This window comes from Corynebacterium sp. c25Ua_47, from assembly GCF_039907205.1.
Lineage (GTDB): Bacteria > Actinomycetota > Actinomycetes > Mycobacteriales > Mycobacteriaceae > Corynebacterium > Corynebacterium hiratae.
Window position 1 is genome coordinate 1 of the sequence record NZ_JASBOH010000009.1, and the last position, 22,726, is coordinate 22,726.

The following is a 22,726-nucleotide window of genomic DNA, read 5'->3' on the forward strand; positions in this document are numbered from 1 at the left end:
GGATGCTTTGTTCGAGTTTGTTGGCTGACTTCCTAGTTCGTTCGCTAGGCGCAGGACATATTTATGTCTCCTCGATTGGTCTCGTTCCTTCGGTGGTTAGCGACTCTCTGAAAGACGAGGCATTGGAAATCTTCTTGCGTCTCAATTGCTTGACAAGCGCCTACAGTCCTTTGTTGGAGAAGCTAGGGTACGGGGTATGGTCGAATGAATTTCCTTATCGCAACGCACTTGAAAGGTGGAAAGCGCAAAACGCGCTTGACGTTATAGCTGCAATATCGTGGGGAGTTACCAGCGAGGAGCTTCGAGAAATCTATCAAACTCAATTCCCAGTTCTGCGATCCGCAGATAGAGAAGACTTCTATGACGCTAACGGACGTCTAGTGCCGAAGGAAGTCCTCAAGCTGGAGAAGAAGCTCAAGGATGGGCAGCAGCTTTCGGAGTCGGACCGTACGTGGACGCATCCGCAGTCCGGTGTGGAGTACGTCTTTGAATATCCGTTTGCGCCATTGGACCGTGAAGCGGACTTGGCGGCAGCGTATGAAAAGTATGCTGCGATGATGGACCAGCAGTAGTTCGGAAAGCCAGAAGCGAAGCAGAAGACCGAAAGTATTGAAGTAACACCTAATGTCGAGTCTCATCCCTACCTACGCCTCAAACCACATCGTTGATGGGTTGTCAGAGTACCTCACCACCACGTTTTCGCTGGCAGAGGACCTGACTTCCCAGCAACTGCGGGAATTCCTTAATGATCCGCAGAGTGGCATGTTCTACGGGCCGTATGTGCGCACGCGTTTGCCGTATGCGCCGGCAAGGTCGTGGGATGGGATTCTGGGTTGGCTGCCGTCAGGCTTTAAGCCTTATCGTCACCAGGCGGAGGCGTTTTCACGGTTATCGTCTTTTGATTACGACACAGGTAAGACACGTCGGCCGTCGCCCACACTGGTGGTGACGGGTACGGGTTCCGGTAAGACGGAGTCCTTCCTTTATCCGATTCTGGATCATTGCCGTCGTTCTAACGGGAGCGGAATCAAGGCATTGATTCTGTACCCGATGAACGCGCTGGCATCCGATCAGGAGCGCCGATTGGCCAAGTTGCTGCATGTGGAGGCCGAGCTAGCCGGGGTGACGGCAGGAATCTACACCGGCGAGGTGGTCTCCGGCGGACGCAGGAAGGTATCGAAGGACGGTCTGATTTCTGACCGTTCGGTGTTGCGGGATACCCCGCCGGATATCTTGCTGACGAACTACAAGATGTTGGACCAGTTGCTGCTGCGTGAGCAAGACCGTGAGCTGTGGGAGAAGTCCGCGCGGTCTTTGCAGTACTTGGTGCTCGATGAGTTCCACACTTATGATGCAGCACAGGGCACTGACGTGGCGATGTTGCTGCGCCGCCTCGGGTTGATGCTCAAGAAGTATCAGCCCGAAGGTTTCCTTTCGCCTGAGGATGAACAGCGTCCTTTGGGCAAGGTAACACCGGTGGCGACCTCCGCAACGTTGGGGGACAAGAGTGCCGAAGACACCCGAAGCGAAGGCGCGACCGAGAGTGGTTCCTCCGGTGCTGAGCCTGAAGCACCACATGGCGATATGTTGTCGTTTGCTTACACGGTCTTCGGCGAGCAGATGCCTCCGGACGCTGTGGTCGGGGAGACGCTCATGACCGTGGAGGAGTGGCAGGCCACGGTCAGGCCATTGGTGGCGAAGCTGCGGGCCGTCGTTTCACACGACGAAGACACGTCGGGCTCCGATTTTGCTGAAGTTATTCCGCCATCGACGCCGACACCTTCGGTGGAGGTGATGCAGAAAGTCGTTGATGAGGTTACGACTGCGGTTGCTGCTTCCAGCTCTGCTTCCGGTTCTCCTTCTGCTGATAGTGAAGACGCTGACGGGTCATCGTCATTTGATGTGGCGGTGTTTGAAGCGATGAGCCGGCACGTCTTCGATTCTTCGCCTGACTTGGCTGACTCTGTTCTGGCAATGGCGGGCAATGAGTTGGTGTGCGCGATTCTTCGGGAGGCGGCAACGCCGGTGCCGATGGAACACGGTGAAGCCGGTGTTCCGGGCACGGATGTTGCTGCGGTGGAACCGCTGGTATCGCGCGTTTTCCCTGCCAGTGTGCTGCGCAGCCACCGTGAGTTGGCCGTGGAATTCTTATCCCTGATGTTGTCCTTCATCGCGTATGTGCGCGCGGAGCTTGGTGCAGCGTTGGGCTGGGATGGAAAGAAGTTCCCCGGCGTGGAGCTGCACCTGTGGGTGCGCGAGATCTCCCGCATCGACAGGGCAGTGGCGTCATCATCACGCACCTCGGTGTTTAGGTGGTCTGATGATGGAGGCATGGGCCCGCACACGGTGCAGGCTGCAGGTGATGCGCCCAAGGCGTGGTTGCCGGCGATCTACTGCCGTCATTGCGGGCGTTCCGGATGGATGCTGGCGGAGCAACCCGGTGGTGACACGTATGTCACCGCACCGCAGGAGATTCGCCGCATTGCCATCAGCGCACCGGAGCGTCAGCGCCCGCTCATTGATGCCACGAGTGAGGTAGCGCAAGGGGTTACGCGCGAAGAGGGTGAGAGCTCCCGCGTGGCGTGGTTGAACCTGGACCTACCTGGCCTGACACCGCAGGCACCCGATGCGGAGACGATGGAGGAGTCCCCCGTGGTGCCGGTTCTGGTCTATTCCGGCGAGGATGCAGAAGAGCGCGCGAAAGCGCAGCAGTGCCCGTCTTGTGGTGAAGACGATGCGATGCGCTTTTTGGGTTCCTCGGTGGCCACGTTGCTCTCAGTGGCATTGAGCAATCTCTTCGGTATGGATGATTTGGATTCCTCCGAGAAGAAGACGTTGGTCTTCGCTGACTCTGTGCAAGATGCCGCGCACCGTGCGGGTTTCGTGCAAAGCCGTGCGCGGGCCTTCGCCCTGCGTGCGCGTATTTGGCGAGCTGTGCGTTCGTTTGGTGACCCTGTCGCGTCTGCTGAATCAGATTCAGCGGATGCGGATTCGTCGTCAAGCGCGGCACTGTCCTCACGGTCCGCACAGACCTCACGGTCCACACAGTCCTCGCTGTCCGCAGGCGTGCCGTTGTCTTCGGTGGCTTCGCGCATGGTGGAGCACGCGCGCTCCGAGGCGGATGCGGCGGTGAGGTCACGAGCGCTCTATGAGTTGTTGCCGCCGCAGTTGAAAGAGTCACCGCGCTACCGGGCGGCGTGGGAAAAGGGCGCTGGTGCTGCGGAGCAGCGGCGTGCGTTGTCGGCGCTGCATTCGCGGTTGGATTTGGACTTGGCGTTGCAGTTCGGTGACAGGGTGGACCTGCCGCGCTCGTTGGTGACGACGGGGACGCTGTCGGTGTCTGTGGACGTGGATGATGCGGTGCTGCTGGCGGCGGCGCGTTCGGTGGCAGGAACACTGGCCTCGGATGCGGAGCTCTTGGCCTGGGCGCGCGGCGTGGTGGAGTACATGCGCATTGCCGGTGGCATTGCCCACCCGTGGCTCAAGGAGTACCTGCGCCAGGACTGCAACCCGTGGTTGCTCAATCGCCGTCAGGCGCGTGCCAAGGGAATACCTGCCTTCGTGCGTGGTGGTGCGCCGAAGTTCCCCCGTGCGGGTGCGGCGCTCAAGGGGGCGTTGGGCAAGCGCGATAATAATGCGACGATGCCGCTGGATTCCCAGAAGGGCTGGTATGCGCGGTGGACGAAGGCGGCGCTGGGGGCTTCGACAGGCAGCACCTTCGATGCCGCCAACCAGGTGGCGGAGTTGTTCAAGCAGCTCGAATTTCAAGAAGTGGTCTCCTCCGTCCCTACCGCAACGGGCGGGCGCGTGTATACGTTATCTCCGGAGAACATCGTCGTGCGCGAGGAAGCTCAGCCTGGGCTGTTGGAGTGCCCGGTGTGTCACCTGCGTGTGGGCGTGGATGCCGCGGCGCGTGAGGCAATGTCTTCGGTGGCGTGCTTTACCTTGTCCTGCACCGGACACTTTGCCCAAGTGGGCGTGGAGGATAACTACTACCAGCAGCTCTACCGCAGTGCGAATACCCGCACAGTGGTGGCGGAAGAGCACACGGGCCTGGTGCCCACGCCTAGGCGCAAGGAGCTGGAGGATGAGTTCAAGCGTCCCTTTGCTGAGCAGTCGGCCTCGGCGCCGAACGTGCTGGTGGCTACGCCGACGCTGGAGATGGGTATCGACATTGGTGACCTGACCACGGTGATGCTCTCCTCCATGCCACACACGGTGGCCAGTTACGTGCAGCGCGTGGGACGTGCCGGGCGTTTGACGGGTAACTCGCTCATCGTGGCGCTGGTGCGCGGGCGCGGGCGTGCCCTGACCACGTTGGAGCATCCGTTGGAGACCATCGCTGGTTCGGTGACAGCACCCGCGGCGTATCTGTCCGCGCGCGATATTATGCACCGCCAGTTCGTGGCCTACCTGCTGGATAGCACTGATGTGGCGGGTTCGGTGGAGCAGCTGCGCAGTGCGCGTGATGTGTTTACGTATGCCAGCTACTCCGTGATTGATGCGCTGGTGGAGCTCTCACCCTCGGTGGTGTTGGCGGCCTATGAACGTTTTGCGGCTACGGTGGCACAGCATGCTTCGGCGGAAGTTCTGGAAGAGCTGCGCGGTTGGTGCCTGCCGGGGGAGGACGGTGCTTCGTCCGGCATGGTGGTGGACCTGCAGTCCGCACGTGAGCGTTGGGGTACTACGCAGAAGCTGCTGTTGTCCCGCCGGGAGGTACTGAGCAAGCGCGTGACGGAGTTGAAGGCACGCGTGGAGGCCTCCGCGGTCGAGGATGAGGAGCTGAAGAACCAGTATGACGCCACGGTGGCCTCCCAGAGGTTTGTGCGCAAGCAGCTGGAGGACCACGCCGATGAGTACTGGATTAGCGCTTTGGAGCGCTTCGGGCTGCTGCCGAACTTCACGTTGTTGGATGATGCCGTGGAGTTCAACTTGGCTGTCTCCTCCTTCAATGAGGAGGTGCAGAAGTTTGAGACGGAAACCTATAGCTATAGCCGTGGGGTGTCCTCAGCGCTCACCGAGCTGGCGCCCGGCAATACCTTCTACGTGCAGGGCGTGGGCGCGAAAGTGGACTCGGTGGAGTTGGGGGAGCACCACTCGGCGCTGACACAGTGGCGCCTGTGCCCGGAGTGCTCCTACTCGGAGGCCACTGGTGCGGTGCTCTCTAGCGATGAGGACGTGGCCGTGGCCGCCCCGCGGGTGGGCGCGTGCCCGGAGTGTGGGTCCAAGGGCTTTGCGGATAGGGACCAGCTTATTGATGTGGTGGAGATGACCAAGGTCTATGCCACCGTGGACGCCGCGCGCTCCGCCATCAATGACATCTCTGATGACCGCACCTCGTTGCGCTTCCACACACAGTTGAGTTTTGATGTGCCCGAGGGTGGGCGCGGCAAGGCGTGGTACCTGTCTGATTCCGGCTTCGGTATGGAGTATTTGGCCCACGTAGAGATGCGCTGGCTGAACCTGGGCCGCATGGGTGGCGGTAGCCAGCGCACCTTTGCGGCAGTAGAACGCGAAGCGCCGTTGTTCCGCGTGTGCGAGCGTTGTGGGCACTTGGATTCCGATGTGGGTGCCAACCGCTGGCAGGACCACGCGCCGTGGTGCGAGTACCGCAATGCGGCTGAGGAGCACTCCATTAGCTTTGCGCTGGGCCGCAGTCTGGGCACGCAGGCGGTCCTCGTGCACCTGCCGGCACTGCTGGGCATGGTGGAGTCCACCACGCTGCCCTCGTTGGTGGCAGCACTCAAGCTCGGCTTCAAGGAGTACCTGGGCGGCAACCCAGATCACTTGGATGTGGAGCCGGTGCGTGTGGATTCTGATGGCAGCCCAGTGGATATGTTGCTTATCCATGACACTGTGCCGGGTGGTACTGGCTACTTGGCGCAGTTCACCGAACCGGCGCATGTGCGTGCCATGCTGCTCGTGGCTTATCGCCGCTTGGCCTCCTGCCATTGCGCTGAGGAAGTGCGGCAGTGCTGCCCGTCCTGCCTGCTGCCTTTTGCGCGCAGCAGCCACATCCCGCAGACCTCCCGGGAGGCCGCGGTGGTGGCACTGCGCAAGATTTTGGCCGATGACCTCCACGTCTCCACTGATGCTGATCCGGCGTCCTTTACGTGGGAGGGGCATTTGACGGAGGAACGCCCCGAGCGCAGTGAGCAGTCCAAGCTGGAGCAGCGCTTTGTGGAGCAGCTGCGCGCAGACTTGAAGGAGTGTGGTGCCACGGTGGTGGAATCCATGAAGGGCAACCATGCGCAGTGGGACATCAGCTTTGAAGGCTCGCGCCACGATTGGGTTATGGAAGAACAGAAGCAGATTGGCGGCACCATCCCGGACTTCGTCTTCTCCACCCGCGATAACGCCATCCGTGACGTCGCCGTGTACCTTGATGGCGCCGCCTACCATGCGAGTGCGGTGCATAACCGCGTGAAGGATGACTTTGATAAGCGCAATGGGCTCTATGAGATGGGCTATCTTCCGTGGTCGCTGACGTGGCAGGACATCGATGCCCGGCAGGCAACAGTGCGCAACGAGCCGGTGGATCCGCCGGTGTGGGTGAGCCCGCAGCTGCGGCCGCCGTTGGCGAAGAAACACAATGCATCGCAAGAATTATTGAACCGCGTGGACGAGGATCCCATCACTCTGCTGCTCACGCTGCTTATGAAGCCGTTGGAGAATTGGGCGATTCTAAGCACGTCCGCCCTAGTGGAAGCATCCATGGGTGGTAAACAGCTGCCTGATGGCTTCGAGAACACGTACCTCGGCACGGTAGCCGTCCGTGTAGGCGATACTTATCGCCGCCTGCGTTTCGATGCCAGGAATGCCTCTGAAGATTTGGATGGTTGGCGGCTGTTCTTGGGCTTGAGCAACTTAGCCTATCTGGACCCTGACCTCGCACAGGTCGAGGTTGAGGACTCCGTGCTGGAGGACGTGGTGGCGCGCGATGCGCAGCCGACTGCTCCGCAGACCTCGGAAGATGCACTTGAGGGTGTGCCGTCGACTGTGGGCGAGCCCGTGGCTCCTAGTGAGATTTCGTCTCCGAGTACTCCTTCGGTGCCGGCAGGTTCTGCGGCTGAGACGGCGATTTCACCTGGCTGGGCCGAGGCACTGGAGGCCTTCGTCGACGAACCGGAGGTACACGCAGCGCTGCGTGTAATGGCCGCGGCAGGTCTTAGCGAGCCGGATGCTGATTCCATCGGTGGTGAGGTTTCCGGCATCCCGGTGGTGGCGCAGTGGCCGCAGCAGAAAGTCCTGTTGCTCTTTGCTGAGGATGTTGATGACCTGCGTGAGGACTTCGAGGCTGAGGGCTATGCCGTCTTCGGCGCTGATTTCGAATCTGTTCCTGATCCCTTGACCGCGGCGCTGAGCGCCTCCTGATCCGCTGACTTTAAAAGAGAGGAAAGCAATGGCAACGAGCCTGTCCTTCTACCGCCGCATTGAGGACCGCTACAACCTGGGTAACCAGATCTTTGAGTTCTGCAACAAATTGGTGGAGGATCCCACGAACCCTTCGCTGCACGTGGAGCCCATTAAGGACGCAGCGGATAAGCGCGTGCGGACCGCGCGAGTGAACCGCAAGTACCGCGCGGTGCTCTTTGAGCTGCATGACGGCAACGACACCATGTTCGTGCTCATTGACATCCTCAACCACGATGATGCTTATGCGCTCGCCACGTCGAAGACGCTGGTGGTCAATGAGGTCTCCGGCGTGCCGACGCTCGTGGATGCCACCGCGCCGGGAGCTTCGGCGGCGATGTCGCAGGCGGAGATTGAATCACGCGCCAAGCGCTTGGCGGCCGAGCAGCTCGCCGCCGAGGCAGATTCTGCAGAGGGCTCTGCAGCAGAGTCTTCGGCTGCGCCGGCGGGGGATGCTGCGGGTTCTTCGGAAGCGGAGTCATTGGGAGAGCCTTCGGCGGATACCACTGATGACGGTGAGGGCGTGCGGCCGTGGGATGTGGTGGGCGTCGCCAAGCATGAGCTCACCGATGACCTGGGCTTGTCATCGCAGACGGTAGCGGTGCTGGAACAGGCCGCCACAGTCGATGAGGCTCTGGAGAAGTCGGAGAGTGCGCCGGATTGGGAACACCATGCGGTGGTTGGACTGCTGTCAGGGATGAGCATTGCTGAGGTGCGCGAGGAACTGGGCTTGGACCTGGTGGAGCCCGCGGCGGTGGCTGATGCCAGTTCCGATAAGGCGCTGGTGGAAGGTATCAAGTCCCCGGCTGCTCGGATGGACTTTGCCATCGACCCAGGCGAAGAGGAGCTGGCAGCGATCCTCAAGGGCTCTTTTGCCGAGTGGCGCGTCTTCCTCCACCCGAGCCAGCGCCGCGCGGTGGAAGCGGAGCACACTGGCTCCGCGCGCATCACTGGTGGTGCCGGTACCGGCAAGACCGTGGTGGTGGTGCACCGCACGAAGCATCTTCTGCAGAAGAATCCGAAGGCGCGCGTCTTTTTGACCACATATACGCGTGAGTTGGCCAATGCGCTGAAGACACAGATGAACGAGCTGTACCCGGCCTTCCCGGAGGCCTCCGTGCATGGCGCGCCGGGGCTGTGGATCAGTGGCGTTGATGCGCTCGTCTTCGACGTGCTGGCGAACGCACAGGCAACGGAGCGCGCTGCCGCGATGGCTGAGGTACTTAATATCGATGCGGACTTTGTACCCCGCGGCTTGGACGGGGTGGAGGAAAAGCGGCAATGGCAGGAGTCCGCGGAGCTGAAAGGCAGCTCCCTGCCGCGGGAGAAATCCCACCCGACGTTCTTGGCGCAGGAGTACTCGGCGGTGATCCTCACGCAGGGGATTACCGATGAGAAGACCTATCTCCGCGCGCGGCGTACCGGGCGCGGCACGCCGCTGACTCGTGCTGAGCGCAAGGCGGTGTGGGCGATTGTGGAGTACTTCCACGCGGCGTGCGCGTCCATTGGGAAGCTGACCTACGCGGCCGCGGCGGCGGTGGCCGCGCACATCGTGGAGCACCGCACCGGTACGGAGGGCATGTTTGACCACGTGCTCATTGATGAGGCCCAAGACTTCCACGCCGGCCACTGGAAGTTCCTGCGGGCGGTGGCCAAGCGCGGGCCGAATGACATCTTCATTGCGGAGGATTCGCACCAACGCATTTATGGTCAGCGTTTGGTGCTGCGTGATTACGGGATTGAAACGCGTGGACGTGCCACCACGAAGCTGCGCGTGAATTACCGCACGACCCGGCAGAACCTGGGCTATGCCACGGCGATTTTGGAGGGCACCGAGTGGATTGACTCGGAAGAGGATATCGATGATCTGCACGGCTATCGTTCGGTGCGCCAGGGCCCGGCACCGGTGGTGCTGAGTTCTGCCAGCAAGGCGGAGGAAGCCGAGGCTTTGGCCGCGCATATCCGGGACTGGACCTCCGGGGAGGAAGACGTCTCCATTGGTGTGCTGACCCGCACCAATCCCCGTAAGGATGAGATTGCCACGCAGCTCGGTGAGTTGGGCGTGGCCGTGAGTACTGGGCGGCGCACCTCCCGGGAGCGCCCGGTGGCGGTGATGACGATGCACAACGCCAAGGGCCTGGAGTTCACACACGTCATCTTGCTGGATGTAAGCCGCGAGGCGCTGCCGCAGCGCTACCTCATGAAGGGCCTAGCGCCGGCCGAGGCTGATGAGGCTCTGCAGCGGGAACGCGCGTTGCTTTACGTGGCGGCCTCCCGTGCCCGCGATGTGCTCGTGGTGAGCGTGGTGGGGGAGGCCTCGGAGTTGTTGCCGGGGTAGGTTAGTCGGCGTTTTGCTCCGCTTCTTTTCGCTAGAAGGAACTGCATCACAATCCTAGGGGACGTATGATGTCTTATGACTCCAATACAAAGGCGAATGGAAGGTTCCTGAACATGACTGCAAATACACAGCTTTTGCGCGGCGTGGTGCCACCGCTGCTGACCCCGTTTAATGAGGACTACTCCGTTGACACCGATACCCTCAAGCGCCAGGCTGAGCGGCTTATCAAAGCTGGCGTTCATGGACTGTTCGTTCTCGGTTCTTCAGGTGAGGTAGCTTTCCTCACTCGAGAGCAGCGCAAGGAAGTCATTGCAACGGTGGTGGAACAGGCTCAAGGGCGCGTTCCAGTCATTGCCGGCGTGATTGATATGACGGCTCCGCGAGTAATCGAGCACATTGAAGATGCTGTCGCGCTCGGGGTGCAAGGGCTAGTTGCCACTGCGCCTTTTTATGTTCGTACTCACGATGTAGAAATCGCAGAGCACTTCCGGCTTCTTCATGAAGCCGCGCCAGAGACTCCTATCTACGCGTACAACATTCCGGTCAGCGTTCACTCCGTGCTGGATATCGCTACTCTTATTTCTCTGGCCAAGGAAGGCGTGATTGCCGGTGTCAAGGATTCTGGCGGCAATGATGGATACACGCGTGCTCTGGTTAGTGCCCGCAACAAGGCTGGGGTGAAAGACTTTGTGGTGTTGACTGGCTCGGAAACTACGGTCGACTTTGCTTACCTGGCAGGTGCCGATGGCGTCGTACCTGGTCTGGGCAACGTGGATCCGGTTTCCTACGTGAAGTTGCATGAGCTCCTGGTTGACGGCGCGTATGCAGAGGCTGCGGAATTGCAGTCTAAGATTTGTGACCTTTTCACCATCGTTGGTGTTGGTGATGGCACGCGCATGGGCGGAAGCTCGCAAGGCCTCGGCAGCTTCAAGGCAGCGCTTCACCATCTGGGCGTATTCCCGTCGGGGCTGATGTCCCGTCCGCATGTCGCTCTGAATGATGAGGAGCTGGCTAAGATTCATGAGATCGTCGATGCCGCTCAGGTGATCGAGCCCTAATTTCGCTGAACTACGACGAAACGAGTGAAGAGTGACTAGTACCCTTGCGCTTGATGTCGGTGCAACAAAGATTGGTTGGGGCTTCGTGTCTGATGAAGACCCAACGCAGGCAGTTGCGTTGGGAAAGATTCCTACCCAGCCGGCCGGGGCTTCGCCACAGGAGCAGATTAAGAAAGCCGTTCAGCTGGCGTTGGAGGAATTGGGCATTGCCCCGGCGCGAATCGGCATTGGCTCGCCAGGAGTGATTCAGGCACCTGAGGGACTCGTCACCTACAACGGGGACACCATTAAGAATTGGGCTGGCACCAATCTTCGTGCGGTCGCGAAAGAGGTTGTTGACCTACCGTGCGCTGTTCATAACGACGTAAGAGTCTGGGCGTACGGAGAACTAATGCTTGGCGCAGCGAGAGATTTTCAGTCAGGCAGGGTCCTGTATCTTTCGTTGGGGACTGGTGTCGGTGGCGCGGTAAGTGATAGCGGGAGTCTGCTCAGCGGACCTACCGGATCGGCCGGAGAGTTTTCGGAACTGTTGTGCGCTGATTTCCGGGGCTTTGCGGACCGCGCCGAAAACATTATGAGTGGCAATAGCTTGGCTGCGTATTATGAAGAATTTTCTACGAACCCGGCGAGCGAGCGGGTGCAATGGAAGGAACGGGCCCAGTTAGCGCTTCCACTCGAAAAAGTCGTAGAAAGAATGAACCAGGGCGACGAACTCGCTTCCCGGATTATTCGAGGGAATTCCTATGGCCTTGGCCGCGCGGTGGCTGGTCTTGTTTCGGCTCTTGATCTTGATGCCGTTGTCTTGGGCGGCGGTGTGTGCCAGATTGGGGCCGCTGTGGAAGAACCATTCCGTCAGGCCATAGAGGATTTCGCATTGAAGCCGAATCGCTCCGTTGCAGTTCGGGTTACTGAATCTCCGGCGACAGCACCGTTAGTAGGTGCAGCGGCTTTTGCTCGAGATAACGCTTTTTAGCACCGTTTATCTGCGGTATATCCAGAAGAAGGCTCACGTATATGTTTAGTTTTAAGAGTAGTGAACTGGCGGAACGCCGAGAAGAAGTTCACGACATGATTCGGAACTCGGTGATTGTCTCGGTGCAAGCGCCAGATGGTCACCCAATGCGCGATACTCACACCTTGACGCATGTCGCCCGTGCGTGTGTTGAGGGCGGAAGCCGCGCAATCCGGTGCGGCGGATATGGAGGCATCAAGGATGTCGAAGCAATCGCAGCCGCGGTAGATGTACCAGTTTTCGGTCTGACAAAAGAGGGGAGTGAGGGGGTTTATATCACCCCGACCGTTGAGTCCGTACGCCAGTTGGCTGAGGCCGGGGCTGCCGTTATCTGTGCGGATGCTACGGATCGCCCTAGGCCTGATGGATCGAGTTTTTCCGATCTCGTCGCCGAGTGCCACCGGCTGAATGTTTTGTCGATGGCCGACTGTTCTACCCCGGAAGAAATGCAGCGGGCACACCAAGCGGGGGCAGATATCATTTCAACGACACTGGCCGGCTACACAGAGTTTCGAAATAAGACTGAAGGTCCGGATCTTGAATGCCTGGCAGAGGGGCGACGGCTCTGCGGTAAGGATGCCTTTGTGATCGGCGAAGGAAGGTTTGCCTCGCGCGATGATGTGGCTGCAGGAAACCGTGCAGGTGCCGACGCAATCATCATTGGCACTGCCATCACAGATCCTGCATGGATAACGCGGAGCTTTAACAGCTGACACGGAGTGTCACAGCGATGTCAGCAGGGGCTCATAATGTCTGAGCACAGACTCTTGGTACTTTTTTAGGTCATTATTCTGTAGAGCATCGACGATGTCTTGGTGCGCGCGTACCGTTCTGCTGAAGTCCTGTGGTTCTTCCAATTTGCGAAGCGGAATGACGTTCATGTGCACTTGCCAAAAGGCATCGTTGAGCTCACGGATAATCGGGTTATCGATTTCGGACAGCAATACCTGATGAAACTCCCGATCCTCCTCGGCAAAGTTGAGACCTTGCTCCCGCTTGGCTGACATCTTTTCAACGATGGCACTCAACTGCTCTAGCTTGGAGGGATCGGGATCGGTAGTGATTTCTTGCCCGATAGCAAGATCAATTGCCTGCCGGATTTCCACCACATTACGAAGAGTTTCAAGGTTGTCATCAGCGTCGAGAGTCGCTCGAAAGATGAGGCCCTGAACTAAGGCTTTGAGTGATGTACCAGAGACAAACGTTCCTGTTCCGTGCCTGACTTCGACGATATCTAACGTCGTTAGGATTCTGATGGCCTCCCGGACGGAGGAACGAGAGAAACCGAGTTCTTCACAGAGCTCGGATTCGGTTGGCAAAGTGTCCCCAGGCTTGAGAGCGTTATCCCGAATGAATTTTTTTATGCCTTCTACGGCCTGCTGTGTGGTTGAGGCAGGGCGATGCTCGGCTTCGCTGAAACCCCACGTTCCGGTATCCACTGGCTACTCCCTCTTTTCTTTCCATCTATCTTAAGTCTCCCACCGCGGCTGGATTTCAAGAATAAACGCTGCCGAGGGAGGAAGCCTCTTATCTGACAGGAAGGGTGTAAGTGCTTTATCTTAAATCCCTTCACACATCAGACGTCTGATGTATTGTAGCTTTCAACATGCTTTGTTGCACAGGTGAATCGGAGAGTGATTTATCTCTCTATATCGAATGCCCTGAAGGGAAGGTCAAATGCAATCGTTCGGAACACTCAACTGGATAGTTCTGATCCTCTACCTGTTAGGAATGCTTCTGGTCGGCGCCTATTTTGCGCGTAGGGCCGGCAGTGACCAGGAAGAATTCTTCAAAGCAGGCGGCAGGATTCCTGGCTGGGCGGCAGGATTTTCTATCTATGCCACGACGCTGTCTGCCATCACATTCATGTCGACGCCGGAAAAGGCATATCTGACTGACTGGGCCTACTCGGCCGGTAACCTCGCTATTTTTGCCATTGTTCCAATTCTGATTGGTTACTATGTTCCGTTCTTTAGGAAGCTGGATGTCACGACGGCCTACGAGTACCTTGAGGAGAGATTCTCCGTTGTCCTCCGAGTTCTAGGCTCGCTCCTCTTCGTCCTGTATCACGTTGGGCGCATAGCTATCGTTATCTATTTGCCAACATTGGCGATTACGTCGGTGGCAGATATCAACCCGCTGGTCGTCGCCGCGTTTGTAGGCGCTCTTTGTATTGTGTACACCTTCCTGGGAGGTATGGAAGGCGTGATTTGGTCTGATGTGATTCAGGGCATCCTGCTGTTGGCTGGCGCTGCGGCGGTAGTGCTGACGGCCATGGCCATGACTCCTGATGGCTTTAGCGGTGCGGTGGTTAACGCCGCTGAAGAAGGAAAGTTCTACTCAGCGGACAACTTCACCACGAATGCAGTCTTCTCCTCGATCCCATTCATCTTTATCGGAAATGTACTGAACAGCTTGCACCAGTACACCTCTTCTCAGGACGTCGTTCAGCGCTACCAAACGACTCCCACGATTCAAGCGACGAAGAAGTCTCTCATCGTCAACGGAATTCTGGCGCTGATAACTATTCCGCTGTTCTACGGGATGGGAACGGCTTTGTATAACTTCTACGAAGCGAAGGGTGGTCTGCCTGAAGGAGTCAACACTTCTGCTGTAGTGCCGTATTTCATTCTTTCGGAGCTGCCTGCAGGCATTGCTGGACTCTTGATTGCTGCCATCTTGGCGGCTGCGCAATCGACAATTTCTTCTTCGCTCAACTCGATTTCCGCGTGCGTTGCCGTGGATATCTATAACCGCTTCTCCCCGAAGGAAGCGTCGGTTACTTTCTCTCGCCTGGTCATCATCGTTGCCGGAACCTTCGGATTGGCCGTTGCACTGTATCTCATCATTACCAACCAGTCGGACCTGTGGGACCTGTTCCTCGCGATTACTGGTCTTTTTGGAGTTCCGCTCACTGCGGTATTTGTCTTGGGTATCTTTACGAAGTCCGCAAATTCCAATGGTGTTCTCATCGGGCTCCTGTGCGGTGCGATTGCTGCGTATTTCGCTGGAAAGCTGGACCAAGGCCCATTCTTGGTCTCGATTGTCGCCTTCGTAGGAACTCTCGTTATCGGCTACCTGGCATCCTTCATCTTCAGGAAATCTGACCATCACGACATCACGGGCTTGACTATTTACGGAAAGGACCTTGAATACACGCGGCGCAGTGTCAATCAAATACCCGTTGCGCAAAGTGAGTAAGCAATACGAATAGGCTGCCGCTAGGCTTGGTTCGTGTGTACCCCGAAAGCAACTGAAGGAAACACAATGACCACACCCGATATCGAGGTTGACTACGACTCCGTCGATTCGATTCTGGATGTAATCGGTCGATGCCTACGCGTGGACCGCAAACTCAATCAGCGTACACCGTGGGATGGCTTTGTGGTCGTGTCCGGTTACGAGCAGGGGCACGCGGCGCGCCAGGCATGGCGGTTTGTCGGTGATAAGACTCTGATCACCACGGTGTCCGCACTCAACCCAGCGTTCAACCGTACGCTGATCGCACGGTTGCGACAGCTCACCGCCGATCCGGAACGCGGTGAGTGGCAGACGTGGATCGCGCGGTACGATCTCGCCTCCGATAGCTTCGACCACACATTCCTGTGGCCCGGAGAGGACGAAGGCTTTAACGTTCTCGCCTATGACACTCCGATGTCCACGATCGAAACCCTGAACCCAGCCCATCACGCTGAATAAACCCATGGCGCAACTGGAGGGAACGCAATGACTATTTCTGATTTCACCGTCGACATGGACTCCGCGGATTCGGTCCTTGAAGCAATGAGCGAGTGTCTGCGTTTAGATGAGGAGCTCAATGAGGAGAAACCGTGGGACGGCTTTGTGGTCGTGACCGGCCTCAACGAAGTACAAGGTGCATCGCAAGCATGGCGCTTTGTCGGCAAGGAGACTCTGCCCACGCCGGTGGGCATACGCAATCCGGCACTCGACCCCGACCTGCTGGAATGGTTGCGACAGCTCACCGCCGATCCGGAACGCGGTAAGTGGCAGACCTGGATCGCGCGGTACGATCTCGGCTCCGATAGCTTCGACCACACATTCTTGTGGCCCGGAGAGGACGAAGGCTTTAACGTCCTTGGCTATGACACCCCAATGGCCACGATCGAAACCCTGAACCCGGCCTTTCACGCCGAATAACCGCGACCACAGGACCCGTTTCAGCATTGGTATCGCCCCGGCAACGCCGACCCATCTCGGATGCTTGCCCGATTGGAAGTAACGCGTGAGCATCACTAAGGGGCCCTATGAAGCGCTGCACTCTGCCGCTTCTTGGTTTCGTGCCCGTGGGTGTCTTGGTCGGTTGAGGCCGAAACCAAACAAGCGGGAGCCGCGGTAGAGGGTTTAAGAGCCAAATAGAAATAGGCTTATCCGTGGACTTGTGTTGCCCGCGAAGAAGCCAGTGGATTGATTTGATGCTTTCGACCTTTCAAGACCCGAATGCTCCGTGGAGGAGGACGAAGGCGGAAGACTAATTGGAGATTAGTGCGCTTGTTTCGATCTGCGTAGATGTGGAAATGCCGGAATCATGTAAATCCACCGAGAACGATAGTGTCCCTTAATATGTGATTCCCCGCGAGCGGAGGAAGTCTAAGTAGGTGGAGCACTGAACTCCTAATGCAGCAGCGGCGTCGGGGAGCTTGACTCTGTTGATTCTGCGCGGTTGGGATTTCTCATCGGTGATGATTGACATGTTCCGTGCATGAGCTGAGGCGACTAGCCATGAGTCGGCAGCATCATCGAGAAACTCTCGTACCGCCGCTTCATCAAAGCGAGGCACACGATCGAAGGCTACCCATGTGGAAAGGCGACGGTATGACTCAATTTCGTCGTTGTCCACGTGCAGAATTTGGTCTTGAGGTACGAAGCTCCGGAACCACGCTGAGACGGAGTCCTTTCTGCGCTCTAGTTCCTCTTGAACAGAATAATGGAAGAAAAACGTTTTGGCGGTCACGAAGTTCTCCAGAGAGGTCCAATAGCTTGGGAACACGTCACGAGGATAGAGCCGAACCGCATTGATGATGATGTTGGAATCGAGCAGATACCGAGTCATGGTAGTCCCTGATACTGGTCAACCAAAGCTTCAATAGCGCTGATCTTCTTGACACCGAGCTGACGGGATGCCTCGCGCTCGTCAATTCTTCCTTCGACGAGTGCTCCGGTCACGGCCTCTAGGAAAAGCCCACCCAAACGGGAACGCAGTCCAACTGTGAAGTCGCCACCTCGATTGCGCTGTGCCGTCGGAGGGGAGGAAGGGGCCTCTTGGAGGAAGCGCTGACCAGCTTCTCGGGGGAGTACACCGTTATCTACGAGGAGCCATACAGTGACGTCGCGGCTTACGCCGAAAGTTTTGAATGACCATTGGCAAACTGACTCTAGATCTCTAGTTTCGGACCAACGGTTGAGGATGTCCTTGGTGGAAACAAGTAGCGCAGTAGCGAACTGATTGCACCAGCGTTCAACGGCGCGCTGGTTAAGCGGGCCACCGGAAATCCCTTGCTCGCCGATGAGAATGTGTCCGAACTCGTGGGCCAAGCTGAATAGCTTTCCCACTCCAGAATCAGCACTGTTTATGAAGATAAGACCGAAAGAATGCCGAATCAACGTAAAACCTCGGAATTCATCAGGGTCAAGCTTGTTTTGAGTGTTATTGCCCACGACGGAGCTACGCATGACCAGAATTCCTGTGTGCTCAATGGCATCGGCGAGGGTTGCCACGCGGTCTCGGCTACGTTCTCGCTTACCTGGAACCCAGTCCAATAAGGCGCATGCCCAGTCAGTAGCTTTTCCCACGGACGTATCCGTAGAGAACCGGCCGATAAAACTAGGCCCTGCAATACCGCTAGCTAGTGCATCTTCGGCATACCACTCTAAGCGCCGTTCACAGGCATAAATCGTCTGCTCGAGCGCAGGGCTGTAGTCGGATAACGGGGTGCTTCCCGGAGTCCTGAAATCAGGAAGGTGAGGGGTTCGTTGTACGGGCTCTTCGAGGAGCAGGTATCCAAAAGGTATTCCAGCCAGCTTGGCCAGCTTCTGAGCTTGTCGGAACGTTGGCGTGCTTTCGCCGCCTAACCAAGAGCGCAAACAATGGAAGTCAGACTTCTTCTCCAATTCGTCGACAGGCAGCCGGGTCCTCTTAACCGCCCATTCGAGGACAGGAGGGGACATCGGGACACGTACGGTCATAGCCTTTCCTATCGTTGCGCTCCATGTTGGTTATCGAATGCTAAAGGCAATTTTAGAGGACCAGATACGAGTACGTACAGCATGGTTTTGATCTGCTCAACGATGAGTGGTTCCTAAAGGTTTGGTCGCTCCTTTGATTGGTTCTTGGGCTAAGCGGACATGCAAAGAATGCCCTTGGGACTCACAACGGTAGATGCGCCCGTGAGAAGGAGTAGCAACCTCACAGACGCATCTTAATGGCAGAAAGCGCGACGCTTAGCGTCCAAAATTCTGGACGGCATATAGCTTGCCGTTTGCGCCGATGGCCATGCCAATACCCACGGACTTGGCGCGCGGGTCAAGCAGGTTCTTGCGGTGCCCGGGGGAGTCCATCCATAGCTGCACGATGCGAGCATCGGAGTAGTCGCTCCATGCCTGGAGGACGTTCTCGCCACCCGCTGGCAGGCCGGCGGGGTAGTGCGTCCAGTAGTTCGGGCGGTGACGGGTGTTGCCATCGCGGCTCAAGGTGTTGGCCCAGTCCTGCGCCAGGTTGGTCAGGTTCGGGTCAACGCGCAGCGGTGCGAGGCCATTAGCCACGCGCTGGGCATTGGTTTGATTAATGATCCCCTGGACGCTGGCGGAGGTCTGCGGTGCCGGGGTAACCGGACCTGCCGCTGCGGGGACGGTGAAGCCGAACGCGGCCGGGTTGAACGTGCCGAAGGAACTTACAGCCTGAGCAGGGGTGTTAACGGAGCCAGCGAAGAGTGCTGCGGCAGCAGCAACGGGGGCAATAATCTTTGTGGCGGTGTGTCCAAACTGGAGGCGGAACATGGCGGGCACCTCTTTCTGCTTCAGGGTTAAGTGGCGGCTTTCCTGCCGCGTACCGAGGGGTACTTTCACTTAAAATTAAAGCTCTCTTCAGTGCGGAAAGGCCAGCTGACCAGCAGTTTTAAGCTTTGCCCTTATGTTTGTCACCTTTTATGGCTCGTCTCTTAGGCTTCTTTAGATTTCCCCTACTTTTGGCCCGGCTTTGCAAAGGTTGGGCCTTTAGTTTCGCGCAGTGGGGGTGATGTTCGGGGGTGGTCGTTCAGAATTGCATTCCTATATCCAGGGCTTTTAGGGGAGAGGGGGCTAAATATAGCTGAAACCTTGGCTATTTCTTGGCAAAAGCATGGGTAGCTTCTGTGAATGCATAGCTTGTGCTAATGGGCGCTGTTGTGGCGCGGTGCGCGGAAATGGTGATGACGGGCGTGAATGAATCCCGGGGAGAACGAACGGACCGCCTAAAGATTAAGAAAACTAATATGTCTATTGGGGTAGCTTATCGTGATGGTGCGGGGTGACTGCGGAAGCCATTGCTAAGCTCATGCGCATGGTCCTTCATGCCGCGCCGCTGCTTCTCGATGGCGGCCTGGGAACCTACCTCGAAGCCCAAGGACACGATATCTCCGGCCCGTTGTGGTCGGCGCGAGTGCTGCGTGAGAACCCAGCGCTCATCGAATCTGCCCACGCTGACTTCTTCGCCGCTGGTGCCCAAGTGGCCACCACAGCCTCCTATCAAGTCACCTTCGACGTCCTCGGTGAGGAGGCGGAAACACTTCTGCGCCGCAGCGTTGCGGTGGCACGTGATGCGGTGGGCGGGGCCGTCGACAAGCACGGCGCCCTGGAGGAATTTTTAGTTGCTGCGTCCATCGGCCCTTATGGTGCAGGCCCAGGTGAGGGCACCGACTACGACGGGGCCTACGGCCTTAGCCGCGAGGAACTGTACCGCTGGCATGCCCGCAGGGTAGCGGTGCTCGCGGATACGGACGCTGACTTTTTGCTTGCTGAGACCATCCCCAACGTCGACGAGGCTGCGGTACTGCTGGAGCTCCTGTCGGCTCAACCCAAGCCCTTCGCGCTGAGCATTACAGGGGCCATCGCCGCTGACCCGGTCAAGCTCATGCGCGTTATCGACCTGGTCAACCAGGCACCACAGCTGGGCGCCGTGGGCGTGAACTGCGTGAGCGCGCCCCAAGCTCTTGATGTGGTGAAGACGCTGCGCGCAGCCACCGATAAGCGGCTGCTGGCTTGCCCCAACAGCGGCGAACTCTGGGACCACGGCGCCCATGAGTGGCGGCCGGCCCCCGCTGGCGCGGTGAGTTTGGCTGAGGCCGCAACGGATCTCGTGGCCGCCGGCGCGAGCCTGCTGGGCGGGTGCTGCCGCGTGGGGCCTACTGAGATACGCCAGCTGCGCACTTCCATCCTTCGCGCAACAAGCGACTCATTTGGGCAATAACGAAGGAATACCAGGACAACCCTACGGCACGGGGGATACAGTATTGCTATGAAAAAATCTTCTTTCCTCGCAGCATGCGCTGCGCTCCTCGTTGCATCACTGTCCGTCCCCGCCGCCAACGCCGAGCTGACTCAAACTGAGCGGGATCAATTCCGCACCGATCCCGTTGGCGCGATTGCCTGGCAGGCCATCAAGGGCTCTTCGGAATATGTTCGCGCCGATGGTAACACCATGATGGCCGCGTCCTTCTTCTCCATGACTATGCCGGGGCAGAGCATCGGCCTGCCTGCACTGGAGAACTGTGCTGAGCGCGTCGGCTCCTCCGCGCCGGAGGGCGGCGTTCGCTACGTGGCGGCCGCCCTGTGCGCCACCTTCGATCCGAATGCCCGCGGCGAGGTGCAGCGCGGGGACTTTGGCTACGGTCCACTGGGCTAAGCCTCGCTGTGGTCAGCCGCGCTACGGCACGTAGTGCGTAGCGCGTAGGATCGGGTGCTGTCTTAAGGAGGATTGATGCGCAAGCACGTGGTGATCATGGGAGTCTCGAGCTGCGGTAAGTCCACGGTGGGGGAGTTGCTGGCGCAGCGCACCGGCCTGCCTTTTCGGGATGGGGACGATATGCATCCGAAGGCGAACATCGAGAAGATGTCCTCGGGGCAGGCGCTTGACGACGCCGACCGCAAGCCCTGGCTCGAGTTCATCGGCCGCTTTCTCGCGGACCAGGACGCCGGGGCCATCGTGGGCTGCTCCGCGCTCAAGCGCTCCTACCGTGACATCATCCGTGCCGCGGCACCGGATACGGTCTTCGTGCACCTGCACGGCTCCTACGATTTGCTCAAGGAGCGCATGAGCCAGCGCTCTGGGCACTTCATGCCGGTCTCCCTGCTGGATTCACAGTTCGAGACGCTCGAGGAACTGCAGCCGGGGGAAGCAGGCATCGTGCTGGATGTCAGCGCTGCCCCGGAGGACCTTGCCGCCGCGGCGGCCGAGTACCTGCAGGTCTAAAGCAGTGCGGCGGCGCCGTAGAAGATAAGGACGACGCCGAAGCCGATCGCGGAAATCAGCGCCTGGTTGACGGTCCATGTCCGCAGGGTGGTGGCTACGTCCATGCCCATGAGCCGGCCGACCAACCAGAAGCCGGAGTCATTGACGTGGCTGCCAAAGACGGAGCCCGCTGCGGTGGCGAGCGTGATGAGGACCAACTGGATTTCCGTGAAGCCGCCTGCCTCCACGGCGGGCACCATGAGGGCTGCGGCCGTGGTGAGGGCAACGGTGGCTGAGCCCTGTGCCAGGCGCAAGGCAACCGCGATGAGGTAGCAGGCCAGGATAACGGGGATGCCGAGTCCGGACATGGAATCCGCCAGCGCGTCACCGATGCCGCTGGTACGCAGCACCCCGCCGAACATGCCGCCGGCACCGGTGATGAGGATGACGGAACAAATCGGACCGAGCGAAGACTCCACGGTCTTTTCGATGGCGCTCTTGCTTTCCCCACGGCGCAGACCCAGCACGACCATCGCCGCAAGAGTGGTGATCAGCAGGGCGATCGGGGTCTGGCCTAAGAAAATGAAGAAGCGCACCCATGAAGCAGCGGGGTCGACGAGGCCAGCGGTGCCCAGCGTGGTCAGCCCGGTATTGCCAAAGATAAGCACCATGGGGATGAACAGGATGCTGAGAACCGCGAACGGGGAGGCCGGGCGCGCCGGCAGTTCCGCGTCGCTCACCAGCGCGCCGGTGACCGCCTCCTCGAGGCGGTAGGGGTACTTCTTTCCTAGGTGGAGCCCGAAGCGGTAGCCGGAGAGATACCACGTGGGCAGCGCGACGAGGAGACCGAAGATAAGGATGAGGCCGATGTTCGCGCCGAAGAACTCACCAGCCGCGACAGGCCCCGGGTGCGGTGGGACGAAGACGTGCATGACGGAAAAGGCACCAGCGGCGGGGATGCCGTAGGCCAACACTGGGCCATCGAGGCGCCGGGCGACGGCAAAGATGACCGGCAGCATCACCATGAGACCCGCGTCGAAGAAGATGGGAAAACCCATGATGAGGGAGGCCACGCCCAGCGCCAGGGGCGCTTTGTCCTCGCCGAAGAGTTTCACGAGGGCGTCGGCAAGCGTCTTGGCACCGCCGGAGGTCTCCGCCAACCGCCCGATCATGGCGCCCAGGCCCACCAACAAGGCCACGGAACCCAACGTCGATCCGAAGCCGCTCGTCATGGTGGGCACCACGCCATCCAGCGGGATGCCGGCGGCCAACGCAGTCAGCGCGGAGACCGTGACGAGGGTGACGAAGGCGTGCACCTTGAAGTAGATGACAAGGACCAAGATGACCGCAATTGCAGCCGCGGCGATGCCGAGAAGGGGTCCTGTCGTAAGTGTGGGTTCCCACGTATCCATGACATTCATGGATGCTGATTTTACTAATGCAACGTGCGGTGATCTAGGGGG

16 protein-coding genes and 1 pseudogene are annotated in these 22,726 nt (G+C 58.8%); 12 read left to right on the forward strand and 5 right to left on the reverse strand.

All coding sequences use genetic code 11. The features are described from left to right. The 6 genes and pseudogenes from QKE52_RS09200 to QKE52_RS09225 all read left to right on the forward strand — a co-directional run. Nucleotides 1-572: pseudogene (locus QKE52_RS09200) on the forward strand (class I SAM-dependent DNA methyltransferase); the annotation flags it as partial. Nucleotides 573-624: 52 nt separating this feature from the next. Further along, nucleotides 625-7,374, forward strand: a complete 6,750-nt coding sequence (locus QKE52_RS09205; RefSeq protein ID WP_347948636.1) for a DEAD/DEAH box helicase — start codon at nucleotides 625-627, stop codon at nucleotides 7,372-7,374. Between the two features lie 28 nt (nucleotides 7,375-7,402). Then, nucleotides 7,403-9,751: a 3'-5' exonuclease gene (locus QKE52_RS09210; protein WP_347948637.1), complete on the forward strand. Its 2,349-nt coding sequence runs from the start codon at nucleotides 7,403-7,405 to the stop codon at nucleotides 9,749-9,751. A gap of 113 nt (nucleotides 9,752-9,864) precedes the next feature. Next, complete coding sequence (locus tag QKE52_RS09215) at nucleotides 9,865-10,809, forward strand: dihydrodipicolinate synthase family protein (RefSeq protein WP_070754081.1); 945 nt, start codon at nucleotides 9,865-9,867, stop codon at nucleotides 10,807-10,809. A gap of 31 nt (nucleotides 10,810-10,840) precedes the next feature. Further along, a complete protein-coding gene (locus QKE52_RS09220; protein ID WP_347948638.1) occupies nucleotides 10,841-11,782 on the forward strand; it encodes an ROK family protein in 942 nt (313 codons plus the stop codon). 41 nt (nucleotides 11,783-11,823) lie between these two features. Continuing rightward, nucleotides 11,824-12,534, forward strand: coding sequence for an N-acetylmannosamine-6-phosphate 2-epimerase (locus QKE52_RS09225; protein WP_347948639.1), 711 nt, complete (start codon nucleotides 11,824-11,826; stop codon nucleotides 12,532-12,534). Nucleotides 12,535-12,543: 9 nt separating this feature from the next. On the opposite strand, the gene QKE52_RS09230 is transcribed toward QKE52_RS09225, so the two are convergent. Beyond that, the gene (locus tag QKE52_RS09230) at nucleotides 12,544-13,260 is read right to left on the reverse strand and encodes a FadR/GntR family transcriptional regulator (protein WP_347948640.1); all 717 of its coding nucleotides are present in this window, start codon (nucleotides 13,258-13,260) and stop codon (nucleotides 12,544-12,546) included. A gap of 238 nt (nucleotides 13,261-13,498) precedes the next feature. Between QKE52_RS09230 and QKE52_RS09235 the strand changes: the two genes are divergently transcribed. From QKE52_RS09235 to QKE52_RS09245, 3 genes are all read left to right on the forward strand, one after another. Further along, the gene (locus QKE52_RS09235) at nucleotides 13,499-15,022 is read left to right on the forward strand and encodes a sodium:solute symporter (protein ID WP_347948641.1); all 1,524 of its coding nucleotides are present in this window, start codon (nucleotides 13,499-13,501) and stop codon (nucleotides 15,020-15,022) included. Between the two features lie 66 nt (nucleotides 15,023-15,088). Then, complete coding sequence (locus QKE52_RS09240; protein ID WP_070517242.1) at nucleotides 15,089-15,520, forward strand: hypothetical protein; 432 nt, start codon at nucleotides 15,089-15,091, stop codon at nucleotides 15,518-15,520. Nucleotides 15,521-15,547: 27 nt separating this feature from the next. Then, entirely contained in the window at nucleotides 15,548-15,979 is a 432-nt protein-coding gene (locus tag QKE52_RS09245) for a hypothetical protein (RefSeq protein WP_070517245.1), read from the forward strand. Nucleotides 15,980-16,397: 418 nt separating this feature from the next. Here QKE52_RS09245 and QKE52_RS09250 read toward each other — a convergent pair whose 3' ends face one another. The 3 genes from QKE52_RS09250 to QKE52_RS09260 form a co-directional block, all read right to left on the reverse strand. After that, nucleotides 16,398-16,892 (reverse strand): DUF4411 family protein, encoded by a 495-nt coding sequence (locus tag QKE52_RS09250; RefSeq protein ID WP_049155947.1) that lies wholly within the window; start codon nucleotides 16,890-16,892, stop codon nucleotides 16,398-16,400. Next, a complete protein-coding gene (locus QKE52_RS09255; protein WP_158013225.1) occupies nucleotides 16,889-17,557 on the reverse strand; it encodes an ImmA/IrrE family metallo-endopeptidase in 669 nt (222 codons plus the stop codon). The genes QKE52_RS09250 and QKE52_RS09255 overlap by 4 nt, the downstream gene beginning before the upstream one ends. A 723-nt stretch (nucleotides 17,558-18,280) precedes the next feature. Then, nucleotides 18,281-18,835, reverse strand: a complete 555-nt coding sequence (locus QKE52_RS09260) for a CAP domain-containing protein (RefSeq protein ID WP_070680778.1) — start codon at nucleotides 18,833-18,835, stop codon at nucleotides 18,281-18,283. Between the two features lie 508 nt (nucleotides 18,836-19,343). On the opposite strand from QKE52_RS09260, the gene mmuM reads away from it, so the two are divergent. The 3 genes from mmuM (at nucleotide 19,344) to QKE52_RS09275 (ending at nucleotide 21,284) form a co-directional block, all read left to right on the forward strand. Continuing rightward, on the forward strand, nucleotides 19,344-20,282 hold the full coding sequence (gene mmuM, locus QKE52_RS09265) for a homocysteine S-methyltransferase (RefSeq protein WP_347948643.1): 939 nt from the start codon (nucleotides 19,344-19,346) through the stop codon (nucleotides 20,280-20,282). Between the two features lie 48 nt (nucleotides 20,283-20,330). Beyond that, the gene (locus tag QKE52_RS09270) at nucleotides 20,331-20,717 is read left to right on the forward strand and encodes a hypothetical protein (protein WP_049155956.1); all 387 of its coding nucleotides are present in this window, start codon (nucleotides 20,331-20,333) and stop codon (nucleotides 20,715-20,717) included. A 75-nt stretch (nucleotides 20,718-20,792) separates the two neighbouring features. After that, the gene (locus QKE52_RS09275; RefSeq protein WP_347948644.1) at nucleotides 20,793-21,284 is read left to right on the forward strand and encodes a gluconokinase; all 492 of its coding nucleotides are present in this window, start codon (nucleotides 20,793-20,795) and stop codon (nucleotides 21,282-21,284) included. Here the strand turns inward: QKE52_RS09275 and QKE52_RS09280 are convergent. Further along, nucleotides 21,281-22,675 (reverse strand): GntP family permease, encoded by a 1,395-nt coding sequence (locus QKE52_RS09280; RefSeq protein ID WP_347948694.1) that lies wholly within the window; start codon nucleotides 22,673-22,675, stop codon nucleotides 21,281-21,283. The genes QKE52_RS09275 and QKE52_RS09280 overlap by 4 nt on opposite strands. Nucleotides 22,676-22,726: the final 51 nt, after the last annotated feature.

What these genes read in the sequence shown, in the direction of transcription:
- QKE52_RS09205 (WP_347948636.1), top strand. Translation starts at nt 625, where the DNA reads ATGTCGAGTCTCATCCCTACCTACGCCTCAAACCACATCGTTGATGGG.
- QKE52_RS09210 (WP_347948637.1), top strand. Translation starts at nt 7,403, where the DNA reads ATGGCAACGAGCCTGTCCTTCTACCGCCGCATTGAGGACCGCTACAAC.
- QKE52_RS09215 (WP_070754081.1), top strand. Translation starts at nt 9,865, where the DNA reads ATGACTGCAAATACACAGCTTTTGCGCGGCGTGGTGCCACCGCTGCTG.
- QKE52_RS09225 (WP_347948639.1), top strand. Translation starts at nt 11,824, where the DNA reads ATGTTTAGTTTTAAGAGTAGTGAACTGGCGGAACGCCGAGAAGAAGTT.
- QKE52_RS09235 (WP_347948641.1), top strand. Translation starts at nt 13,499, where the DNA reads ATGCAATCGTTCGGAACACTCAACTGGATAGTTCTGATCCTCTACCTG.
- QKE52_RS09240 (WP_070517242.1), top strand. Translation starts at nt 15,089, where the DNA reads ATGACCACACCCGATATCGAGGTTGACTACGACTCCGTCGATTCGATT.
- QKE52_RS09245 (WP_070517245.1), top strand. Translation starts at nt 15,548, where the DNA reads ATGACTATTTCTGATTTCACCGTCGACATGGACTCCGCGGATTCGGTC.
- QKE52_RS09250 (WP_049155947.1), bottom strand. Translation starts at nt 16,892, where the DNA reads ATGACTCGGTATCTGCTCGATTCCAACATCATCATCAATGCGGTTCGG.
- QKE52_RS09260 (WP_070680778.1), bottom strand. Translation starts at nt 18,835, where the DNA reads ATGTTCCGCCTCCAGTTTGGACACACCGCCACAAAGATTATTGCCCCC.
- QKE52_RS09270 (WP_049155956.1), top strand. Translation starts at nt 20,331, where the DNA reads ATGAAAAAATCTTCTTTCCTCGCAGCATGCGCTGCGCTCCTCGTTGCA.
- QKE52_RS09275 (WP_347948644.1), top strand. Translation starts at nt 20,793, where the DNA reads ATGCGCAAGCACGTGGTGATCATGGGAGTCTCGAGCTGCGGTAAGTCC.
- QKE52_RS09280 (WP_347948694.1), bottom strand. Translation starts at nt 22,675, where the DNA reads ATGGATACGTGGGAACCCACACTTACGACAGGACCCCTTCTCGGCATC.